Here is a 355-nt window from a genome sequence, read left to right as displayed (position 1 = left end):
GATTTCCGGGTCATCCGTCTGGACAACCCGGTATCGATTGTCCTGTTTATTCGGCAGCCATCGCTGGCATATCGACCGACACATATTTGCGGCCAAGTTTACCAGCATGGAATCGCACGCGGCCTTCGACGAGCGCGAACAATGTGTGGTCTTTGCCAAGGCCAACGCCCGAACCAGGATATACCTTGGTACCGCGCTGACGAACGATGATGTTACCGCCAATGACGCTTTCGCCACCGAACTTCTTCACGCCAAGACGACGGCCTGCTGAATCGCGACCGTTGCGTGACGAACCACCTGCTTTTTTATGTGCCATGGTCTAAACTCCTACGTCAGAGCGTTGCCGCTCAAGCTT

At 54.9% G+C, this 355-nt stretch carries 1 protein-coding gene; it reads right to left on the bottom strand.

Annotation, left to right across the window (positions count from 1 at the left end):
* Nucleotides 1–46 precede the first annotated feature (46 nt).
* Nucleotides 47–316, bottom strand: coding sequence for a 50S ribosomal protein L27 (gene rpmA, locus A6X21_RS03110; RefSeq protein WP_068846053.1), 270 nt, complete (start codon nucleotides 314–316; stop codon nucleotides 47–49).
* Between the last annotated feature and the right edge of the window lie 39 nt (nucleotides 317–355).

This window comes from Planctopirus hydrillae (assembly GCF_001707835.1).
Taxonomy (GTDB): domain Bacteria; phylum Planctomycetota; class Planctomycetia; order Planctomycetales; family Planctomycetaceae; genus Planctopirus; species Planctopirus hydrillae.
This window is presented reverse-complemented; position numbering and strand designations above follow the sequence as displayed.